This window comes from Exiguobacterium sp. LL15, assembly GCF_024436095.1.
GTDB lineage: Bacteria > Bacillota > Bacilli > Exiguobacteriales > Exiguobacteriaceae > Exiguobacterium_A > Exiguobacterium_A indicum.
This window is the reverse complement of record NZ_JANFNX010000003.1, coordinates 1-18,993: the sequence shown is the minus strand read 5'-3', so window position 1 is coordinate 18,993 and position 18,993 is coordinate 1. Positions and strand designations below refer to the sequence as shown.

Genomic DNA, 18,993 nt, shown 5'->3' with positions numbered 1-18,993 from the left:
TTTTTTTGTATAGAACGAATTTAAAAAGGGAATACAGAGTACAGAAGGGAGGGGGAGAATGGAAAACGTACATTTCGTCCGCGTCACGGATGCGGTCTGGGAGTCGTTCGGAAACGATCCCCACATCATCATGGACTGGATTTTATTCATTCATGAGACACAACCCGATCATGAACAATTATTCGCTCTCGAACAGACGAACGCCATCTATCATTTGATGAATCAAATCGATATCTACATTGATCAAGACACACATTACAACCTGGGACGAGCGATCGTTGGCGAAGAGTTGATTGTTAATGAGGAGAAAGCGGCGATTGTCGGTATTCTTCCCTTGCCACTCCTCATCATATCGGCTGAGGTGATGCGGAATTTCGATCAACGGGCACTCGCTTCGATTCATGATGAAGCTGGAACACCGGGCGAATTCGAGGATATCTGGGAACAGTTTGCTGATTTACGCGCCTATTTTCAAAAAGCAGAAGAAGCGGAAGATACGATTTTAATTTATTATGTCTGAACAGCTTCAAGCATAAAAAAAGAGACTCGCTTCCAAGTCGTAGACTGGAAACGGGTCTCTCATCGTTCAGATGAATCAAGACGTCTTCATATGGAAGATGTTCTCTTTTACGTGAATTGCCAGATTAAAAATCGATTTCGTCTGGATCCGGTCCGAGGCGGACATCTGTTGCCAGACGATCAATTTTCTCAAGATCATCGGCATCGAGTTGGAAATCAAAGACGTCGAAGTTTTCCGCAATTCGTGCTGGTGTAACGGATTTTGGAAGAGCGACGATGCCGTTGTCGAGATGCCAACGTAAGACGACTTGTGAAGGTGTCTTGCCATGTTTCTCTGCGATTTCCTTGAAATCATTGATTTCGAGGAATTTCCCTTGCATGAGTGGGCTCCATGCTTCGACTTGGATGTTGTGATCTTGCAAGTATTCGTGCAGTTCGTGTTGCGGTAATTGTGGATGCAACTCGACTTGGTTGATCATTGGTGCCATCAAGCCCTCTTCTGCCAATGTATCGAGGTGATGTTCTTTGAAGTTCGAGACACCGATCGCTTTGATCTTGCCTTCTTCATACAGTTCAACCATTGCTTTCCACGCTTCGATATAGCCTTCGACTGGCCAGTGGATGAGATAGAGGTCAAGATAATCTGTTTCGAGACGTTCGAGCGATTCTGCGAATGCTTCCTTCGTCCGACCGGCACGAATATCATCGTTCCAGACTTTTGACGTTAAGAAGAGCTCCTCACGTTTCACGCCGCTTTCCTTGATTCCTTTCGCGACACCGCGTTCATTTTTATAGACAGCAGCCGTATCGATATGACGATAGCCGACACGTAATGCTTCAGCGACAGCAGCAGGTGCTTCTGTCTCTTCATCTACTTGCCAGACACCGAATCCGATTTGGGGAATCGTAATACCGTTTGAAAGTTTTGCGTATTGCATGTGTTACTCCTCCTCATAAAACGTAGTTTAGATTTGCTCGTTTAGTTTAGCATGAACGAACGAAGACGTCCGTTTCTATGCTCATGGAGAAATAGGATATGATATAAAATAGAAGCGTAATAAAATCTGAATGCCTGTCCGAAAAAGGAGGATAACAGATGGCTCAAAAGAATAAAAAGCTATCAAAGGGAGCTTGGCTTAGTATTGGTGCCTTGTTAGTCACGCAGGCAGTGGGTCTGTTTCTTAGTGCGCGAAAGTCAGGACGTAATCCATGGGTTTGGGGAGGTGCTGGACTCGTTCAATTCCCGCTTCCGGCAATCGCTTACTTAATCTTAGAACGACAAGCGAAGCAGAAAAAATAATAAAACAGGTCCAATCGTCGACGCGATTGGACCTGTTTTATGGTTACGAAGAAATTCTTTCTTGCTTCGTCGCTGTCTTCTTCATGCGTGGCAATCCAAAGAAGATGGCAATCGATCCACAGACGAAGAGAAGGAACGGATAGAACAGATACGGAATCAGTTCCGGTGAAGCCGTTTTCGTCAATTCTGCTGCAATCAAGAGTTGCGCGCCATACGGAATGATGCCTTGGATACCACAAGAGAAGATATCGAGAATACTCGCTGATTTCTTACGATCAATCTCGTACGTATCAGCGATTTCAGCCGCCAGTGGTCCAGCGACGAGAATCGAGATCGTATTGTTCGCCGTTGCGAGATTCGTCGCACTGACGAGTGCTGCCATACTGAATTCGGCACCGCGACGCTGAGAAATCTTGCGCGTCAACGTCTCTTTCAAGTAGACGATTCCACCGTTGAACGTGATCAAGCTGACGAGACCACCCATGAGGAGTGTCAAGATGGAAATCTCCGCCATGCCAATCATTCCTTTTGACATCGAGAGGACGAAACCGCTTAAGCCGAAGCTACCGTCAATCATACCGATGATACCAGTGAGCAATGTACCACCGACGAGGACAAGGATGACGTTGACACCAAATAGCGCAAGGACGATGACGGCGAGATATGGAATCAGCTTGTAGAACTCGAATGCTTTGGCCGTTACCGCATCGCCAGAGCCAGAAACGAACGCAAGTAAGATGATCGTCAAGATAGCAGCTGGGAGAACGATCATGAAGTTCGTCCGGAACTTATCGCGCATGTTCGTTTTTTGGGTACGGACGGCAGCGATCGTTGTATCCGAGATGAACGACAGGTTATCGCCGAACATCGAACCACCAACGACTGACGCTGCTGCGATCGCAACGTTGATGCCTGTCGCTTCATGAATACCGAAGGCGATCGGCGCGAGTGCAGCAATCGTTCCAGTCGATGTTCCCATTGCCATCGAGATGAAGGCAGCGATGATGAACAGACCACTCATCAGTAATGACGGAGGTAGGAACGTCAAAGCAGCATTGACGGTTGCATCGATGGCACCGATTGCTTCTGCCGTTCCAGAAAACGTACCGGCTAATAAGAAGATGAAGACCATGATCATGATATCGGGATTTCCGGCACCCGTTGCGATTCGTTCGACCGTTTGATTGATGGATCCTTTCGTTGTGATTGCAGCAAAGATCAAAGCGATCAATGCGGCGATAAGGATCGGAAATTTGTAAAAGTCGTCATAGAAGATCCCGGCTCCGATGAAGAGGACCAGGAATACGACGAGGGGAAGCAGTGCCCATTTGTTAGGCGTGATCGTTTCATTCATTGTTGACACCTCGTTTCTCAAAGATACAAAAAAGACCCCTTCGCAAGAAAGAAGGAGGTCTTTATGAAATAAAGACGCTCTTCTTATCTCTCAAGCTTTCGCTTGCTGGATTTGGCACAGTACGAATCAAATCGTCCGCTGCCGAAACATCATTGGGCCAGTCCCTCCGTTTCTCGCGATAAAAAGAAGTCATTCAATTGTTGTAAAACACGTTTCTTACCGTACCGCATTGAGTAACGCGTGTCAACTGTACTTTACTGAAGTGCTTGTTTTAACGTCTGGACGTTTTCTTCCATCAATTTAAAATAAGAGCTGTTTTGCTGTGCTTTCGTGACGGACTCTAGATTATGAATCGTCACGGATTCAGCTCCGATTTCTTTTTGGATGACACGTGCGACCTTCGGTGAGACCGTCTCTTCGAACGCGACGTATTTCAAATCATGCATCCGTGCTTCTTTCACTAAAGCAGCCAGTTGCTTTTGTGACGGTTCATCGGAAGGAGAAATTCCCGCGATCGGCAGTTGTGTGAAACCATATCGTTCTGCGAGGTAACCGTAAGCGGCATGCGTAACGAGAAGTTCTTTTTTCGATCCATCAGCGACGGCTTGTTTGAATTCTTTATCTAGTGCGTCAGCTTGCTGATCGAACGCTTTTAAGTTTTTCTCGAATGTCGCTTTGTCTTTTGGTACTTCTTTTGATAAAGCAGTTGTAATCGAGCGTGCCATTGCTTTTGCATTGGTAGGATCGAGCCAGACGTGTGGATCGTATTTTCCGTGGTCATGGCCTTCTTCTTCATGCGCAGGTTCATCCGTTGCGTGATCATCGTGCCCTTCTTCTTCGTGGGCATGTTCGTCTTCACTATGCCCCTCTTCTTCATGTGCATGAAGCGTAGCATCAGATTCCAGTAAGTTGACGTCCTTACTCGTCTCGACGAAGCGGACGTCCGTGCCGTTTAGACTCTCCTGAATTTTTTTCGAATATGGCTCGAGCGTCGTGCCCGTTAAGAGGAACAAGTCACCCTTAGCAATTTCAGTGAGTTGTTTTGACGTCGGCTCGTAAGAGTGAGGATCTGCTCCAGGTGGGACGATCATCTTGACGTCGACTTGATCACCACCGATTTCGCGGGCAATAGCAGCTGTTGCGAACGTCGATGCATAGACTTCTGTCTGGGTTTTATCTGAAGTCGATGAATCGGTATTCGAACCGCAAGCGGCGAGGACACTTGCACTCGCGAAGGCGATTGTTAAAGCAGGAATAATTTTTTTCATTATATGATACCTCCATTATTAAAACGTAACTATTCCGATTTGGACTTTCTCACTATAGCGGAACGCTGGTGAAGCGTCAAGTAGGAATACCGAGACGTTCGACATCTTTTAAAACGGGGTAGAAGGATAATAAAGTGAAGAAACTGGCACGTCTTTTTGGAGGTGATCAAGTGAAACGTGAAACTGCATGGCTAATGGGGGGAGCTGCATTATTGACGACGGCAGCAGCGGGAGCGAGTATTTGGAACAATTATGGTGCACTACTTCGATGGACCGAACCCGCCTTGCCACTCACAGAAAAACAACTTGCACCGCGGACACTCATCTATAAACAGGTGGGGGACCGCACCTTACAGCTCGATCTCTATTATCCGCCGGGGGAAGGACCGTTTCCAGTTGCCATCTATGCACACGGTGGTGCATTCGTTCGTGGGGAGCGTGATGACATATTCTGCTTTAGTCCAATCGTTGACCGCCTACTTGAACTCGGAGTTGCCGTCTGTAGTATTGAGTATCGTTTGTTCGAAGAGGGCAGTTATTTTCCGGATAACCTCGAGGATGTACGGGATGCGTTATGTTTTTTGAACAAGGAAGCAGAGGACCTTCGCATTCTAAGAGGACGGATGATGGTATGGGGAGACTCAGCCGGAGCTGCACTCATGCTGACGACGGCACTTGCCCCATCTGCTTTCGTCGGTGAGCGTGATGAGCGGCACATGCCATTGATCAGTGGTGTGATCGCTTTATATCCACCGACGAACTTTTTGTTGTTTAATTTCATTCAAACTTGGATTGCCCACATTAAGTTCTACAAGGGGGGGCGAGAAGAATGGCGCAAGCTGATGACGCACGTCTCACCCGTCACACATTTATCGTCAGATGCCCCACCAATCATGCTTTTGCACGGTAAAAAAGATCCGATTGTTCCGTTTTCTCAAGCCTTGCATTTCGTTGAGAAAGGAGCAGATGTCGGAGCGGATGTTCGGTTATTTTCCTTTCCGAATGGTACGCACTCACTAGCTAGTTTCGCTCAGACAGAAAATCCGTTAAAGATCGAGCGATTACTTGAACGAATTGAACATTTCACCTGTCAGGTACTACTGTTGCCACCGCGACAACTTCCGAATGGAAAACATGATACAATCAGTCATATTTCTTAAATGAGGGAGACAGAGACATGACTGAAATTTGTTTAGTGCGGCATGGTCAGACGGATTGGAACTTAAACGAACGGATCCAAGGAAGAGAAGATATCCCGTTGAATGCAACAGGAAGAAGACAAGCGGAACTCAGCGCCGCTTATCTATCGAATGAAAAGTGGGATGTCTTGTTAGCAAGTCCCTTGTCGCGTGCCGTTGAGACAGCGGAAATCATCGGTCGTGCTGTTGGTTTAACGATCACAGCGACAGATGAGCGACTTGTCGAACGCGAATTTGGAGCCGCTTCCGGTGAACCGGTCGCAGCGATTTACGAAGCTGTTCAAGCGAACGATACGACGCTTGTGCCGGGTCTCGAAACGGAACAAGCCATCCAGGATCGCGTGTTCGATGCGCTACAGGAAGCGACACGCATGTATGAAGGGAAACGAATTCTAATCGTTTGTCACTCGCATACGATCAAGGCAGCATTATCGTCGATTGATGCGACATTCAGTTACCGGACACCTTTGAAAAACGCGTGTGCGAATTATATCCATCATACAGATCACTATACGATTGATCGCATCAACGTAGCAGACCACATCACGGACGAGGTCGAAAAACCTTAAGAGACGGGTGTGTTCGGATGCTCTGTCAAATATTGTTTGAACGTTTCTTTAGCGATACTTGTGATATGGGCACCACGTTTTGAACGACGATCCTTATACTCTTGAACGAGTTCTTCGCCAGCGAATCCATCTTCGACGACTTCGCGTAAGATCGATTCAGATAAATCATTTTTCATCATGACCATCTTACCCGTGAAGACATATGAGACGTTTTCGCTTAAGACAGTCCGTTCAAGAGGCGTGACGATCATCGCGGCAGGGTCATTATCAGGTCGTGAGATCGTGATTTCAATCAAAGCACGTAAATGTTTTGTGAACAATTCATCGACGATCGGCTGATCCGTTGGAGGAACGACGATTTCTGCAACCCACTGTGCCGTCTGTTCGGTACTGACCGTCAATCCGTCCTGAATGGCGACGGGAATCGTCGTATCACGTCCTGACTCATCCATTAAAATGCGTAATGTGCATAACTTAAAGGTTTTCATGAAAAAATGCCCTCCCTTGATCGCTTACGATTTTCCTACAGTATACCGTGAGGAATGTAAGACGGGAAACTTTTCCTGACGAAATTCGTATGAACTATGTTTAAATAAGACTAGATACTACTAAACAGGAGGATCGTTCATTATGCCGCAAGTACTCATTGGAATATTAGGAATCCTGGGTATCATTCTACTTGCCCACCATATCATCATGTATTGGCATGCTGAACCGACAGACCGCCCGACGCTTGCATATCGCATTGCGCTCCTGATTGCCTGTTTGCTACTCATTAGTGGAAGTGATCATTTAATCAGTATTTTCTACGCGGATTCCTTAGCTGAATTCGGTCAACGCATCACGTATATCGTCTTCATCGGAGGTGCACTTGGCTTCGCATGGTACTTTCGTAAGAAGATGGAACAAGCGCCAACAGAAATGACACCTGTCGGAAACGAAGCAGGATTAACATGAGAAAAAGCGCCGTTCATCCTGAGGGAGGAAGAACGGCGCTTTTTGGCGTCTTATTTTAACCCACTTGCCAGTCGGGTATCCCGAATCATGTCGAGTTTGAGCTTCCAGAGACGATCGCTGAATGTGACAGCATAGATCTCTGGCAAGCGCAGTCGTTTGTACTCTTCCCACAGACGACCAATCTGTGTTTCGTGGAAGTGGCGACTCTCTTCGATCGTCGGCACTGTATAGATCAACTCTCCATCCTTGAAGATCGGTTCAAGTAAGCGCTCGACCTTGAACTGTTCGATGCGGTTCCGGAACGATGGGTCCCGGACGTCGATGAGATCGACAGCTTCAAGTGTTGACGGATCTTCGTCCATCAACGTCACGTAATCGCCTTTGAACTTATCCGTCACCGGATCGATGATGCGATAGACTTCCTTGATATGGGGCGTCGTCGTCTTGGCTTTTGACGAGGATACTTTAATGACGGGTACGAGCTCGCCATCTACTTCACGTGCGACCAATTTGTAGACCATCCCAAGAGCCGGTTGCTCGTAAGCCGTGATGCCGCGTGTTCCGACGAGGAACGTATTGGCTTGGGCACCTTGGATGCGCAAGTCCTGGATGACGTATTCGTCGAGGTCCCCTGATAAGACGATGTCGACTTCCGGGAAGCCAGCTTCGTCAAGCATGTTACGGGCACGTTTTGACAGGTAGGATAAGTCGCCAGAATCGATCCGGATGCCGCGCAGTTTATGCCCTTTGGCTTGGAGTTCCTTCGCAACCGTGATCGCATTCGGAAGACCACTCTTGAGCGTATCGTACGTATCGACGAGTAATGTCGCCTGATCCGGATAATGAGAAGCGAATGTCCGGAATGCCGTCAATTCGTCATCGTGGAATTGAATGTCGGCATGTTCCATCGTTCCACCACACGGAATGCCGAAGTCGCGTCCTGCTGAAGCAAGACTTGTGACGTCAAAACCAGCCAGGTATGAAGCACGCGTACCGAAGTAAGCGGCATCGATGCCTTGCGCGCGACGGGCACCAGCTTCGAGGAACTTCGCACGGGGAGCCGATTGACGAATACGTGCGTATTTCGTCGCGATGAGCGATTCGTGGTTCGCGATGTTCAGAATCGCGGTCTGTAAGAGTTTTGCTTCAAAGATGCGTGCCTCGATCCGAATCAGTGGTTCGTTCGGGAAGACGATCTCGCCTTCTTTGACACTTGAAATCGAGCCATTGAACTTGAACTGACGCAGTTCATCCTTGAACTCATCCGGGAAGCCAATCATCTCTTGCAAGTACGTGATATCTTCTTCCGTGAAACGGAGTGTTTGAATATACTCGATGATATTTTCGAGACCCGCAAAGACGACATAGCCTCCTGCGAACGGATTCGAACGGTAGTAAACATCAAAGACGGCACGTTCATTATGACGTCCTTCTTTCCAATAGATGTACATCCACCGTGGTAAGTACAGATCGGTATGGAGTGCAAGATTACGTTGTAACATGACGGACAGATCCCTTCTTATTCGCCGACGACTTCTGCGCCGATCGATTGTTTAAAGTGTGTAAGCGCCCACTCGTGACCAGTCGCGTTAAAGCTTGCGACCGCATCGGCATGAACGACGATACGATATCCGAGATTGTAGGCATCGACAGCTGTATGAAGGACACAAATGTCCGTACAGACACCGACGAGGTGGACTTCGTGGATACCGCGTTCACGCAAGCGTAAATCGAGGTCCGTCCCGGCGAACGCACTATAACGCGTCTTGTCGATGACGTGATCAGCGACCCGTGCCATGGCTGCGACTTTCCCGAACAGATCACGTCCATGTGTTCCGCGGATATTATGTGGCGGGAAGAGGACGGTTTCCGGGTGGAATGTATCGCCTTCTTCGTGAATATCGTTAGCGATGACGACGTAGTCTTCCGTTGAAAACTCCTCCATCAACGTAGCAATTCGATCTTCAATCGCTTGTCCTGGTTTTCCACAAGTCAGCTTTCCTTCGTCAGCAACGAAATCGATCGTGTAATCAATGACAATCAGAGCGCGCATATGCGTAAGCCCCTTTCCGATTTTGAATTAGTGTTCTCTTTCACATTGTACTCTATCTCACACAGAAGGCAAAAGGAAGAAATCGGATACAAACAGGTATAGAGAAGTAAAAGAATGGGGTATAAGGTATAGGACGAAAATGATAGTAGAGGAGGAGAAAGGGATGGCTAGGTTGAATGAGTATGAAGTGGAAGAGCGTCTTGAGCGGTTGCAAGATTGGAGTGTCGTGGATGATGAAATCGTCCGGACCTATACACTTGCATCGTTTCCTGCGGCACTGGATTTCGTACAGGAAGTCGGAAGTATCGCTGAAAACTTGAATCATCATCCACGAATCATGATCGACTATAAAAACGTCACACTTGCAGCGACGACTCATGATGAAAACGGATTGACGGAAAAAGACTTTCAACTTGCGGAGGCCTGTGATGCCATCTAAACTTTCGATTACATTCGGTAGCGGTTCGTTCGTTGAACAAATTCGTTCCCGTGATGCTCATATTCGTGTCGCTAGCGGAAGCGGCGATGCCATCCTCTGGATGGAGACGGACTCGAAATCACCTTTTCAAAGTGGCAATACCTACACGTTGCTCGAATCACGTGGCAATTTTTCGGATGAAGGCAGTCTCTTCTACTGGTCGATTCCGGCAGATCAAAATAGCGGAGATCTATTCGTACATCAAGTGATGTCGAATCCGAAAGTCATCGGAGCAGAATACGGTGGCTTCCAGGCATTTCGGATTGGACGTGTCGAGAAGGGAACGGATCTTGCCTTATTGATTCAGTTCCAAGAGACAGGGGACGGAGCTCGTTATGCAAAATCAGTTGAACGTCTTACGGTAGACCAGTATGCTGAAGAGGCAGGGAAGTCGTTCGCGCCTTCTCCCGTCATGAAACGGTATCAAATCGTACCACCAACAAATGAGTGAGATGCAGGGGGACTAACAGATGAAAAAGAACTATTTTGTCGTAGCAACACTCGGTGGCGCACTCGTCGGCGCTACTTTATCACTACTGCATAAAGATACGCGCCAAGCGCAGTTTGCAGCAGTGAAACGGACATTCAGCGGCGCAGGAACACAATTGTCTGCTGTCAAACAAGATCCAAAAGGGCGCTTTGAAGAACTAAAAGCACTCTATACGGACAATCAGGAGACGATCCATAATCTGATTGACGACGTGAAGGACTTAGCAGAAGTACTTCGCAAATAAGCAAAAAAAGGACTCGCGCGTGTAGCGGAGTCCTTTTTTTATGCCATTTTACAAGTAGCGGAAGAATAATCCGAGTACGGCAAACGCGATGATGATATAGAAGAAGATCCGACCGAGTTGACCAGAACCGCTTACGAAGACAGGTCCACCGCTCGATCGACGACCGGTTTGGAACGGACGTGTGAATGGAACGGCACGATTACCAAAGACGAATCCGAAGAGGAATCCGAGGACGAAACCGTACAAGTGACCGAATACAGCGACATTTGAGCCAAGTAACGTAAAGACTGCCGTGACCGCAGTAAAGATATACACAAGACGTGTATCGTCTGCTAGGATGACTGTCCGCTTGAATCGGCTCAAGTAGACATAAAACCCAAGCAGACCAAGAATGGCACCCGATGCTCCAGCTTGACCGTAAAACGGTTCGTTGATTTTCGTGAAGTACGTCAAGATGTTTGCGAGCGTACCAACGAGCAAGTAAAAAGCGGCAAATCGAGCATGTCCGATCATCCGCTCGAGCGGTGGAGCGAAGATGACGAGAGCAAACGTATTGAACGCAATGTGCCAAAAATCATAATGCAAGAACGTGGCCGTGACGACACGCCACCATTCACCTTGTCCGATTAAGAGATTGATTGCTGCGCCTGCACTTAAAGGAGAGAACGTCAGATTGAGGAGTGCACCTAACTGTTCAATGACAAACAGGGCGACTTGGATTAAAATGAACAACGAAACGACCGGATAAGAACGTGTGAACGTTTGTAGGTTTTCCGTTCGACTAAACATGACAACACCTCGCTTCATCTTCATTCTATATGAAGATGGCGAAGAATAGAACTGTGGAGGCGTCTCGGATGATTTATGGAATTGGCATCGATTTGGTGGAACTGGATCGAATCGAGCAAACGCTTGAGCGGCAGCCACGTTTTGCCGGAAGAATCTTAACGCAGATAGAGCAGGAACGCTATCAATCGCTCTCAGGACACCGTCGCATCGAGTACCTCGCTGGACGTTTCGCTGCAAAGGAAGCGTTCGTCAAAGCATTCGGAACCGGCGTCGGAAAAGAAGTTTCCTGGCAAGATGTTGAAATTTTAAACGATGAGACAGGGCGACCGATCATGAGTGGACCATTCGATGGCGTCATCCACGTCTCGATCACACATTCAGAGCATTATGCATCTGCGCAAGTCTTATTAGAGAAGAGGGAATGGGATGTACCGACCAACTTGGATTGAAATCGATCGGGAAGCGATCGCACATAATATACGCGAAATCAAAACACGGATGGGCGAACAACAGGTGATGGCGGTCGTCAAGGCGGACGGCTATGGTCACGGGGCAGTGACGGTCGCTGAGATCGCTCTTGAGAACGGAGCCGACTTACTCGCCGTCGCGCTCCTCGAAGAAGCGATCGAGTTGCGAGAAGCGGGTATCCAAGCACCGATCTTGATGCTTGAGGCTTTACTACCGGAACATGCGACGGTCGCTTCGAATTATGATGTCGCCGTTCCTGTCTTTTCAGCCGATTGGCTTCAGGAAGCGAAACGTCATTTGACAGAAATCGATCATCTTCGTCTGCATATCAAGGTCGATACCGGAATGGGACGACTCGGACTGCAACATGTCGATGAGTTGAAGCGAATTCTTGCTGAATGTGATGATGATCTCGTCGAACTCGAAGGCATCTATACGCATTTCGCGACTGCTGACGAGTTGAACAGCCGATTGTTCGAACGCCAACTTGAAACGTTTTTATCGTATGTCGCACTAGTACCGGATATCCGTTACATCCACTGTGCCAATTCGGCGGCAGCGATTCGTCTAGCAGGTCAAGCGCCGTTTAACGTCGTTCGAGTCGGTATCGCTCTATATGGGGCGATGCCGTCGGATGAGATGGCAGGACATTACGAGTTCTTAAAACCGGCGTTTTCACTGAAAAGTCGTCTGATGCAGGTCAAACAAGTCGAGCCCGGTCAAACGATCAGTTACGGGGCGACCTATACGGCACCGACGGATGAATGGATCGGTACTGTTCCGATCGGTTACGCGGATGGCTGGTCACGCAAGTTCCAAGGCTACTCATTGATTGTGGACGGTCTACCGTGTGAAATCGTTGGTCGAGTCTGCATGGACCGGCTCATGATTCGATTACCAAGGGAATATCCAATCGGAACGGAAGTCATTCTGATTGGAGAAGGGGCACCGATCGAGGAAGCAGCCCATTGGCTTGGGACAATCAACTATGAAGTTCTCTGCCAATTCTCGAAGCGCGTGCCGCGTCAATGATTCGTACAAGACATCAATAAGATGGCAAAAATATGTTATTTGTTTGAATTTTGATTGTATTTTCTGAATTCGACTGATATATTGAAGTAGAAAGTGAGTCGTTCGTTAAGGTTTCAGTGAATCTGGAGGTGCCATTATCTTGGTCCAACAACGGGAAATGCAGTTTGTTGAGCGAAATGTAGCGAAGGAGACGATTGGGATGAAGTCGAACCATACGACCGAAGAACGCAAGCGTCAGCTACGTGAGGAATTGAAACGTGGTTACGAAGAAATGGCAGCAATCAATTTATCGATCGTTGGCGAAATGTTCCAGATTGAAACGGAGGCGGAGTTCTCACTCCTACGTCAAGTAAGCGGGGTGTAAGCTTTGATAGTCAAACGTGGCGACGTGTTTTATGCAAATTTGTCACCTGTGGTCGGATCGGAACAAGGGGGAGTTCGTCCCGTGCTTGTTCTACAAAATGATATTGGTAACCGATTCAGCCCGACAGTCATCGTGGCTGCGATCACGGCACAGATCGACAAAGCCAAACTACCGACCCATGTGGAAGTATATCGAGAGCGACACGGATTAGAACGTGATTCGGTCATCTTACTTGAGCAAATCCGTACAATTGATAAACGCCGTCTAACGGATAAAGTCACACATCTAGATCCAGACACGATGATGAAAGTAAATAGTGCCGTCGCAATCAGCTTAGGCTTGGTTGATTTTTAGGCACTTACATAGAAGCGCAACACAAGAAGAGTCGATACTAGCGTATGCGACTTTTTTTGACCTCTTTTTTTATGAAATGGGTTTTAAAGTTTTCTTTACGGGGAAACATACCCAAGTGACCTTTTTATAAAGGGATGAGGTAGGATGAATAGCAAGACCACATAGACAGATTTTCCTTGAGGAGGAACTTGAAGATGGATTTAACAATTAAAACAGAGCAGCTTGACGGTCAGACGCATCTTTATATCGCAGGTGAGATTGATACGTATACAGCACCAAAGCTTCGCCAAGAACTAGTCCCGGCAGTTGAAACAAACGATGTCGTCGTCCATTTGGATGAAGTACACTACATGGATTCGACAGGTCTCGGCGTGTTCGTCGGAGCACTCAAAGCAGCGAAAAAGAACGGTACATCGTTCACGCTCGTCGGCGTTTCTGAACGCATCCGTCGTCTATTCGAAATTACAGGTCTTTCAAGCATCATTACAATTGATAGTGGTGTAAGAGGTGGAACGCAATGAAGAACGAACAACTAAACATGACATTACCGGCAAAACCGGAATATGTAGCCATTGCCCGTCTGACGGTTTCAGGTGTCGCCAACCGGATGGGATACACGTATGATGACATCGAAGATATCAAGATCGCTGTCTCAGAAGCATGTGCGAACGCTGTTCAACATGCGTACGAAGGAAAAGAAGATGGTAGCATCGCCTTGACATGTAACGTCTATCCGGATGATCGTCTCGAGATTGTCGTCAAGGATAACGGCATTACGTTCGATAAAGATGAGGTCAAACGCCAAAGTGAACCGATTACGGATGCACACGATCTCGATTCCTTGCATGAAGGAGGACTCGGTATCTTGATGATCGAAGCATTGATGGATCAAGTAACGATCGAGAAAGCGAACGGCGTCACTGTCCATATGACAAAATATATGAATAGAGATGAGGTGGGTCAAAGTGCCAGCAAAGTCTCAACAACGCCATCACAGTGATGATGAAGTACTTCGACTGATTGATTTGTATCAGCAGGACGACCAAGATGAGGAAGTGCATGCGGCATTACTCGAGCGTTATTCAGACTTGGTAGAAGCTTTGGCCCGAAAGTTCTCGCGTGGTCGACCGATTCATGACGATCTTGTTCAGGTCGGCATGATTGGGTTGCTTGCAGCGCTTCGTCGCTTCGATAAGGAATTCGGTCGCAGTTTTGAGTCGTTTGCTGTTCCGACGATCATCGGTGAAATCAAACGTTTCATCCGCGATAAGACATGGAGCGTTCACGTTCCACGTCGCATCAAGGAACTCGGACCGAAAATCAAGAAGGCAGTCGAGGAGTTGACGACGGAGTTGCAACGCTCTCCGCGCATCGATGAGATTGCTGCGCGTCTTGAAGTATCGGAAGAGGAGGTCCTCGAAACACTTGAGATGGGTAAAAGCTATCAAGCATTATCCGTCGATAGTTCGATTGAGGCAGATCAGGAAGGTAGTACTGTTACGTTACTCGACCTCGTCGGGAATCAAGAAAACGGCTACGACTCCGTCGATCAGCGTCTGATTCTTGAAAAGGCATTTGCTGTCTTAACGGACCGCGAACGTTCGATTCTCGAATGTGCCTACTACCGCAATATGAGTCAAAAAGAAACGGGCGAACTACTCGGCATTTCACAAATGCATGTTTCCCGTCTCCAACGACGTGCTTTGCAGAAGTTACGTGAAGCGATCAAAGTCGAACCAAATGAAGTATTCTCAAAAGACTGACCTCGTGTCAGTCTTTTTTCTTTTCCATGCGTTCTTCGGTATAATGAATGAGAGGTGAAGCAGATGGAAAAGAGAATCGCAAGTGAATTGAATGTACGTCCTGCGCAAGTGAAGGCAGTCTTACAATTGACGGAAGAAGGCGGTACGATTCCGTTCATCGCCCGCTACCGGAAAGAACAGACAGGTGAACTCGATGAGGTCGCGATCAAAGCGATTCTCGATCGACATAAACAATTAACGCAACTTGAAAGTAGACGGAGTGACGTCCTTGAAAAAATCGAGGAGCAAGGTGCATTGACGCCGGAACTCCGTCGAACGCTCGAGGAAGCGACGACGTTACAACAAGTCGAAGATATCTATTTACCGTTTCGACCAAAACGTCGGACAAAGGCGGAAATTGCACGGGAAGCAGGGCTTGCACCACTTGCCGACTGGTTCCGCGACAAGTCTGCTTATGATGAAGCGACATTCCATCGCTTGAGCAATGGGCTGGATCCGGAAGAAGCGCTTACTGGGGCACAATCGATCATTTCCGAGGAGTGGGGCGAACAAGCGACGGTGCGTGAGTTCATTCGTAAGCAAATGCGCCGTTCAGCAGAAATCGTCACGAAACAGAAAAAGGATGCAGTCGATGAAAAAGGTGTCTTTGCACAGTATTATGCCTACAGTGAACGGATTCAACAGATCGTTCCGCACCGGATTCTTGCGATTAACCGTGCGGAAGCATTGAAAATCGTCTCTGTGAAAGTCGTGTTAGAGGAACAACAGGTTTTACCGACATTGCTTCGTTCCTACGCACAACTGGCGCCAAAGAAACGTGATATCGTCGAAGCGGCGATCACGACGGGCTATAAAAAATCGGTCTTTCCTGCCGTCGAACGAGAAATTCGAAATGAACTGACGGAAAAGGCAGAGTTCCAAGCGATTGACGTCTTTGGTAAGAATCTCCGTCAACTCTACATGCAACCACCGATGAAAGGGAAAGTCATGTTGGGACTGGATCCGGCCTACCGGACAGGATGTAAGTGGGCAGTCATCGATCCGACAGGTGAAATGAAGGAAGTCGGCGTCATTTACGTGACGATGTCAGAGCAAAAAGCAAAAGAAGCACGTCAAACCCTTTCGCAGCTCGTTGATACATATGGAATCGAGTTGATTGCGATCGGGAACGGAACTGCTTCACGGGAAACAGAAGCATTTGTTGCGGACTGGATGAAGGGGCAAACAGATATCGCCTTTACAATCGTCGACGAGGCAGGGGCGAGTATTTATTCCGCTTCAGAGATTGCCCGGACGGAGTTTCCAGAGCTTCAGGTCGAACAACGATCCGCGATTTCGATTGCGCGTCGTTTGCAGGATCCACTCGCTGAACTTGTCAAAGTCGACCCGCAGTCTGTTGGAGTTGGTCAATATCAACATGATGTCTCGCAAACGAAACTGAAGGAGACGCTTGATTTTGTCGTCGAGACGGTCGTCAACCAAGTCGGAGTTGATGTTAATACAGCGTCAGAACCGCTTTTGAGTTACGTCGCAGGGATCACGAAGGCGACAGCGAAAAAAATCGTTGAACGCCGCTCGGAACTTGGGACGTTTAAGACACGCCAGGAATTATTGAAAGTTCCTCGTCTTGGTGCAAAAGCCTACGAACAGGCAGCAGGATTCCTGCGAATTCTAGAAGGTACGCATCCGCTCGACCGGACGCCGATTCATCCGGAACAGTACAAAACAGTCGAGAAGTTATTTAAGACACTAGGCTTAACGCTAGATCAAGTTGGAACGGATGCGGTGCGGGAACAATTGTCTACATTGTCATTACCGGAGATGGCACAGACGCTCGAGATCGGAGAGCCGACATTACGTGACATCATCGAAGCGTTACAACGTCCGGGTCGTGACCCTCGGGAAGCGCTCGATAAACCGTTGCTCCGCCAAGATGTTCTATCGATGGATATGATCCAAGTCGGGATGGAGTTCCAAGGGACAGTCCGGAATGTTCTTGATTTTGGTGCGTTCGTTGATATCGGAGTGAAAGAGAATGGATTGATTCATATCTCGAAGCTCAGTCGTAAACGTGTCAAGCATCCACTTGATGTCGTCGCTGTCGGGGATATCGTGACAGTATGGGTGACGAATGTTGAACCAGAGCGGGGACGGATTGGTTTGACACTGGTTCCGCCGAAATGACGAATGAACAATTACAACGATACGTCGAGCAACTGTCGCTCGACGTATTTTCCTTACCGTTTCGACATAAAGCTTATTTTAATCCACGGCTGAAGACGACAGGTGGTCGCTATTTCTTAGGCGATCATCATTTAGACTTCAATAAACGATATATCGATGACATGAAAGTCTTCCGCGGAATCGTGATTCATGAACTGTGTCACTACCATTTACATCTAGCAGGAATGGGACACCGTCATCAAGATCAAGACTTCAAGGAATGGTTAGAGCGCTACGATGGGCTTCGATACAGTCCGAGAAGACAAGAAGACGAAAAAAAATCCTATCTTTATGAATGTGAGAAATGCAGCACATTATATAGAAGGAAAAGACGCATGAATACGGAGAGATATCGATGTGGTCGATGTCGTGGAAAGATTTTTTACAAAAGTAGTTGACGTTCATTTCGGAGCATGATAAATTATAGAAGTCGTCAAAACGACAGCAACTAAACAACTTATCGTCGCTAAAAACTTTTTTAAAAAAGCATTGACGGAAAGAAAAAAAGTTGCTACTATATAAAAGTGTTCCGAACAGAACGTAACGTTCCGCAATAGCTCAGCGGTAGAGCAACCGGCTGTTAACCGGTAGGTCGTAGGTTCAAATCCTACTTGCGGAGCCATTCTTTTGGAGATGTACCCAAGTGGCTATAAGGGGCGCCCCTGCTAAGGGTGTAGGCCGGGAAACTGGTGCGAGGGTTCGAATCCCTCCATCTCCGCCAGACCTCTTATGTGAAAATGTTTCTTGAGAATAATTATTAATTACGATATGGCCCGTTGGTCAAGCGGTTAAGACACCGCCCTTTCACGGCGGTAACACGGGTTCGAATCCCGTACGGGTCACCATATGGAGGATTAGCTCAGCTGGGAGAGCACCTGCCTTACAAGCAGGGGGTCGGCGGTTCGATCCCGTCATCCTCCACCATTTCTTTTTAAAGAGTTGTTTACAACTTCAAATTGCGGTCCTGTGGTGTAGCGGTTAACATGCCTGCCTGTCACGCAGGAGATCGCGGGTTCGAATCCCGTCAGGACCGCCATTTTTGGGCTGTAGCCAAGTGGTAAGGCACTGGATTTTGATTCCAGCACGCGAAGGTTCGATCCCTTCCAGCCCAGTTTTTATGTGTCATTAGCTCAGTTGGTAGAGCATCTGACTTTTAATCAGAGGGTCGCAGGTTCGAATCCTGCATGACACACCATTTTTAATTTCATATTTGCGGTCGTGGCGGAATCGGTAGACGCGCTAGGTTGAGGGCCTAGTGGTGGCAACATCGTGGAGGTTCAAGTCCTCTCGACCGCACCATATCGCACCCTTAGCTCAGCTGGATAGAGTACTTGACTACGAATCAAGGGGTCGGGAGTTCGAATCTCTCAGGGTGCACCATATTTTGTTTGCTTTGACGGGCCTATAGCTCAGCTGGTTAGAGCGCACGCCTGATAAGCGTGAGGTCGGTGGTTCGAGTCCACTTAGGCCCACCATTTTCAAAACAAACAATGACGAACTTTGAAAACTGAACGATGAGGCAAAAATCGTATTCTACGGAATACAAAAACGAATGAAGCGCAAGCTTCG

General features: G+C 47.7%; 24 protein-coding genes, 10 tRNA genes and 1 riboswitch. Of the genes, 27 read left to right on the top strand and 7 right to left on the bottom strand.

Going from position 1 to position 18,993, the window contains the following annotated elements; all coding sequences use genetic code 11:
• The first annotated feature begins 58 nt into the window (after positions 1-58).
• Entirely contained in the window at positions 59-520 is a 462-nt protein-coding gene (locus NOM72_RS13165) for a hypothetical protein (protein WP_029342856.1), read from the top strand.
• Between the two features lie 124 nt (positions 521-644).
• Here NOM72_RS13165 and NOM72_RS13160 read toward each other — a convergent pair whose 3' ends face one another.
• Positions 645-1,457, bottom strand: a complete 813-nt coding sequence (locus tag NOM72_RS13160) for an aldo/keto reductase (protein ID WP_255999315.1) — start codon at positions 1,455-1,457, stop codon at positions 645-647.
• 158 nt (positions 1,458-1,615) lie between these two features.
• On the opposite strand from NOM72_RS13160, the gene NOM72_RS13155 reads away from it, so the two are divergent.
• The gene (locus NOM72_RS13155) at positions 1,616-1,819 is read left to right on the top strand and encodes a hypothetical protein (protein ID WP_255999314.1); all 204 of its coding nucleotides are present in this window, start codon (positions 1,616-1,618) and stop codon (positions 1,817-1,819) included.
• Between the two features lie 43 nt (positions 1,820-1,862).
• On the opposite strand, the gene NOM72_RS13150 is transcribed toward NOM72_RS13155, so the two are convergent.
• Entirely contained in the window at positions 1,863-3,173 is a 1,311-nt protein-coding gene (locus NOM72_RS13150) for a Na+/H+ antiporter NhaC family protein (RefSeq protein WP_255999313.1), read from the bottom strand.
• Positions 3,174-3,253: 80 nt separating this feature from the next.
• A riboswitch (SAM riboswitch) is annotated at positions 3,254-3,358 on the bottom strand.
• Between the two features lie 69 nt (positions 3,359-3,427).
• A complete protein-coding gene (locus NOM72_RS13145; protein WP_023469637.1) occupies positions 3,428-4,441 on the bottom strand; it encodes a metal ABC transporter solute-binding protein, Zn/Mn family in 1,014 nt (337 codons plus the stop codon).
• A gap of 170 nt (positions 4,442-4,611) precedes the next feature.
• Here NOM72_RS13145 and NOM72_RS13140 point away from each other — a divergent pair, with 170 nt between their 5' ends.
• Both NOM72_RS13140 and NOM72_RS13135 read left to right on the top strand, forming a co-directional pair.
• Positions 4,612-5,601: an alpha/beta hydrolase gene (locus tag NOM72_RS13140; RefSeq protein WP_051353637.1), complete on the top strand. Its 990-nt coding sequence runs from the start codon at positions 4,612-4,614 to the stop codon at positions 5,599-5,601.
• Between the two features lie 17 nt (positions 5,602-5,618).
• Positions 5,619-6,209: a histidine phosphatase family protein gene (locus NOM72_RS13135; protein ID WP_133208387.1), complete on the top strand. Its 591-nt coding sequence runs from the start codon at positions 5,619-5,621 to the stop codon at positions 6,207-6,209.
• Here NOM72_RS13135 and NOM72_RS13130 read toward each other — a convergent pair.
• A complete protein-coding gene (locus tag NOM72_RS13130) occupies positions 6,206-6,697 on the bottom strand; it encodes a YwpF family protein (RefSeq protein ID WP_023469634.1) in 492 nt (163 codons plus the stop codon). The genes NOM72_RS13135 and NOM72_RS13130 overlap by 4 nt on opposite strands.
• A 142-nt stretch (positions 6,698-6,839) precedes the next feature.
• Here NOM72_RS13130 and NOM72_RS13125 point away from each other — a divergent pair, with 142 nt between their 5' ends.
• A complete protein-coding gene (locus tag NOM72_RS13125; protein ID WP_023469633.1) occupies positions 6,840-7,166 on the top strand; it encodes a hypothetical protein in 327 nt (108 codons plus the stop codon).
• Positions 7,167-7,216: 50 nt separating this feature from the next.
• On the opposite strand, the gene NOM72_RS13120 is transcribed toward NOM72_RS13125, so the two are convergent.
• A complete protein-coding gene (locus NOM72_RS13120) occupies positions 7,217-8,668 on the bottom strand; it encodes a nicotinate phosphoribosyltransferase (RefSeq protein ID WP_023469632.1) in 1,452 nt (483 codons plus the stop codon).
• Between the two features lie 17 nt (positions 8,669-8,685).
• On the bottom strand, positions 8,686-9,219 hold the full coding sequence (locus NOM72_RS13115) for a cysteine hydrolase family protein (protein WP_023469631.1): 534 nt from the start codon (positions 9,217-9,219) through the stop codon (positions 8,686-8,688).
• Positions 9,220-9,382: 163 nt separating this feature from the next.
• On the opposite strand from NOM72_RS13115, the gene NOM72_RS13110 reads away from it, so the two are divergent.
• The 3 genes from NOM72_RS13110 to NOM72_RS13100 are packed head-to-tail and all read left to right on the top strand — an operon-like array spanning position 9,383 to position 10,431.
• The gene (locus NOM72_RS13110; RefSeq protein WP_255999312.1) at positions 9,383-9,658 is read left to right on the top strand and encodes a 4a-hydroxytetrahydrobiopterin dehydratase; all 276 of its coding nucleotides are present in this window, start codon (positions 9,383-9,385) and stop codon (positions 9,656-9,658) included.
• Positions 9,648-10,148: a hypothetical protein gene (locus tag NOM72_RS13105; RefSeq protein WP_023469629.1), complete on the top strand. Its 501-nt coding sequence runs from the start codon at positions 9,648-9,650 to the stop codon at positions 10,146-10,148. Before NOM72_RS13110 ends, NOM72_RS13105 begins: the two co-directional genes overlap by 11 nt.
• A 19-nt stretch (positions 10,149-10,167) precedes the next feature.
• Positions 10,168-10,431 (top strand): hypothetical protein, encoded by a 264-nt coding sequence (locus tag NOM72_RS13100; RefSeq protein ID WP_023469628.1) that lies wholly within the window; start codon positions 10,168-10,170, stop codon positions 10,429-10,431.
• 48 nt (positions 10,432-10,479) lie between these two features.
• On the opposite strand, the gene NOM72_RS13095 is transcribed toward NOM72_RS13100, so the two are convergent.
• A complete protein-coding gene (locus NOM72_RS13095; protein ID WP_023469627.1) occupies positions 10,480-11,220 on the bottom strand; it encodes a rhomboid family intramembrane serine protease in 741 nt (246 codons plus the stop codon).
• Positions 11,221-11,288: 68 nt separating this feature from the next.
• On the opposite strand from NOM72_RS13095, the gene acpS reads away from it, so the two are divergent.
• The 19 genes from acpS to NOM72_RS13000 all read left to right on the top strand — a co-directional run bounded on the left by acpS (position 11,289) and on the right by NOM72_RS13000 (position 18,899).
• Entirely contained in the window at positions 11,289-11,669 is a 381-nt protein-coding gene (acpS, locus tag NOM72_RS13090; RefSeq protein ID WP_055969547.1) for a holo-ACP synthase, read from the top strand.
• Positions 11,647-12,720, top strand: a complete 1,074-nt coding sequence (alr, locus tag NOM72_RS13085; RefSeq protein ID WP_023469625.1) for an alanine racemase — start codon at positions 11,647-11,649, stop codon at positions 12,718-12,720. Before acpS ends, alr begins: the two co-directional genes overlap by 23 nt.
• Before the next feature lie 139 nt (positions 12,721-12,859).
• Positions 12,860-13,084, top strand: coding sequence for a hypothetical protein (locus NOM72_RS13080; RefSeq protein ID WP_023469624.1), 225 nt, complete (start codon positions 12,860-12,862; stop codon positions 13,082-13,084).
• Positions 13,085-13,087: 3 nt separating this feature from the next.
• On the top strand, positions 13,088-13,438 hold the full coding sequence (locus tag NOM72_RS13075; RefSeq protein WP_023469623.1) for a type II toxin-antitoxin system PemK/MazF family toxin: 351 nt from the start codon (positions 13,088-13,090) through the stop codon (positions 13,436-13,438).
• Positions 13,439-13,632: 194 nt separating this feature from the next.
• Positions 13,633-13,959, top strand: coding sequence for an STAS domain-containing protein (locus NOM72_RS13070; protein ID WP_023469622.1), 327 nt, complete (start codon positions 13,633-13,635; stop codon positions 13,957-13,959).
• Positions 13,956-14,438: an anti-sigma B factor RsbW gene (rsbW, locus tag NOM72_RS13065; protein ID WP_023469621.1), complete on the top strand. Its 483-nt coding sequence runs from the start codon at positions 13,956-13,958 to the stop codon at positions 14,436-14,438. Before NOM72_RS13070 ends, rsbW begins: the two co-directional genes overlap by 4 nt.
• Complete coding sequence (gene sigB / locus NOM72_RS13060; RefSeq protein WP_023469620.1) at positions 14,404-15,201, top strand: RNA polymerase sigma factor SigB; 798 nt, start codon at positions 14,404-14,406, stop codon at positions 15,199-15,201. The genes rsbW and sigB overlap by 35 nt, the downstream gene beginning before the upstream one ends.
• Positions 15,202-15,264: 63 nt before the next feature.
• Positions 15,265-17,385, top strand: a complete 2,121-nt coding sequence (locus NOM72_RS13055) for a Tex family protein (protein WP_255999311.1) — start codon at positions 15,265-15,267, stop codon at positions 17,383-17,385.
• Positions 17,382-17,822, top strand: coding sequence for a SprT family protein (locus NOM72_RS13050; protein ID WP_023469618.1), 441 nt, complete (start codon positions 17,382-17,384; stop codon positions 17,820-17,822). The genes NOM72_RS13055 and NOM72_RS13050 overlap by 4 nt, the downstream gene beginning before the upstream one ends.
• A 149-nt stretch (positions 17,823-17,971) precedes the next feature.
• Positions 17,972-18,046: transfer RNA gene (locus NOM72_RS13045), tRNA-Asn, on the top strand.
• A gap of 7 nt (positions 18,047-18,053) precedes the next feature.
• A tRNA-Ser gene (locus NOM72_RS13040) sits at positions 18,054-18,145 on the top strand.
• Between the two features lie 49 nt (positions 18,146-18,194).
• Positions 18,195-18,269 (top strand) — tRNA-Glu (locus NOM72_RS13035).
• Positions 18,270-18,272: 3 nt separating this feature from the next.
• A tRNA-Val gene (locus tag NOM72_RS13030) sits at positions 18,273-18,348 on the top strand.
• Between the two features lie 36 nt (positions 18,349-18,384).
• Positions 18,385-18,460 (top strand) — tRNA-Asp (locus tag NOM72_RS13025).
• 4 nt (positions 18,461-18,464) lie between these two features.
• A tRNA-Gln gene (locus tag NOM72_RS13020) sits at positions 18,465-18,536 on the top strand.
• 7 nt (positions 18,537-18,543) lie between these two features.
• A tRNA-Lys gene (locus NOM72_RS13015) sits at positions 18,544-18,619 on the top strand.
• Positions 18,620-18,636: 17 nt separating this feature from the next.
• Positions 18,637-18,723, top strand: a tRNA-Leu gene (locus NOM72_RS13010).
• 4 nt (positions 18,724-18,727) lie between these two features.
• A tRNA-Arg gene (locus NOM72_RS13005) sits at positions 18,728-18,804 on the top strand.
• Positions 18,805-18,822: 18 nt separating this feature from the next.
• Positions 18,823-18,899 (top strand) — tRNA-Ile (locus tag NOM72_RS13000).
• The last annotated feature ends 94 nt before the right edge of the window (positions 18,900-18,993 follow it).

Coding starts and splice junctions, on each gene's coding strand:
- NOM72_RS13050 (WP_023469618.1), top strand. CDS start 17,382: ATGACGAATGAACAATTACAACGATACGTCGAGCAACTGTCGCTCGAC.
- NOM72_RS13145 (WP_023469637.1), bottom strand. CDS start 4,441: ATGAAAAAAATTATTCCTGCTTTAACAATCGCCTTCGCGAGTGCAAGT.
- NOM72_RS13070 (WP_023469622.1), top strand. CDS start 13,633: ATGGATTTAACAATTAAAACAGAGCAGCTTGACGGTCAGACGCATCTT.
- NOM72_RS13160 (WP_255999315.1), bottom strand. CDS start 1,457: ATGCAATACGCAAAACTTTCAAACGGTATTACGATTCCCCAAATCGGA.
- NOM72_RS13150 (WP_255999313.1), bottom strand. CDS start 3,173: ATGAATGAAACGATCACGCCTAACAAATGGGCACTGCTTCCCCTCGTC.
- alr (WP_023469625.1), top strand. CDS start 11,647: ATGTACCGACCAACTTGGATTGAAATCGATCGGGAAGCGATCGCACAT.
- NOM72_RS13110 (WP_255999312.1), top strand. CDS start 9,383: ATGGCTAGGTTGAATGAGTATGAAGTGGAAGAGCGTCTTGAGCGGTTG.
- acpS (WP_055969547.1), top strand. CDS start 11,289: ATGATTTATGGAATTGGCATCGATTTGGTGGAACTGGATCGAATCGAG.
- NOM72_RS13100 (WP_023469628.1), top strand. CDS start 10,168: ATGAAAAAGAACTATTTTGTCGTAGCAACACTCGGTGGCGCACTCGTC.
- rsbW (WP_023469621.1), top strand. CDS start 13,956: ATGAAGAACGAACAACTAAACATGACATTACCGGCAAAACCGGAATAT.
- NOM72_RS13120 (WP_023469632.1), bottom strand. CDS start 8,668: ATGTTACAACGTAATCTTGCACTCCATACCGATCTGTACTTACCACGG.
- NOM72_RS13055 (WP_255999311.1), top strand. CDS start 15,265: ATGGAAAAGAGAATCGCAAGTGAATTGAATGTACGTCCTGCGCAAGTG.
- NOM72_RS13155 (WP_255999314.1), top strand. CDS start 1,616: ATGGCTCAAAAGAATAAAAAGCTATCAAAGGGAGCTTGGCTTAGTATT.
- NOM72_RS13130 (WP_023469634.1), bottom strand. CDS start 6,697: ATGAAAACCTTTAAGTTATGCACATTACGCATTTTAATGGATGAGTCA.
- NOM72_RS13125 (WP_023469633.1), top strand. CDS start 6,840: ATGCCGCAAGTACTCATTGGAATATTAGGAATCCTGGGTATCATTCTA.
- NOM72_RS13165 (WP_029342856.1), top strand. CDS start 59: ATGGAAAACGTACATTTCGTCCGCGTCACGGATGCGGTCTGGGAGTCG.
- NOM72_RS13105 (WP_023469629.1), top strand. CDS start 9,648: ATGCCATCTAAACTTTCGATTACATTCGGTAGCGGTTCGTTCGTTGAA.
- NOM72_RS13115 (WP_023469631.1), bottom strand. CDS start 9,219: ATGCGCGCTCTGATTGTCATTGATTACACGATCGATTTCGTTGCTGAC.
- NOM72_RS13135 (WP_133208387.1), top strand. CDS start 5,619: ATGACTGAAATTTGTTTAGTGCGGCATGGTCAGACGGATTGGAACTTA.
- NOM72_RS13095 (WP_023469627.1), bottom strand. CDS start 11,220: ATGTTTAGTCGAACGGAAAACCTACAAACGTTCACACGTTCTTATCCG.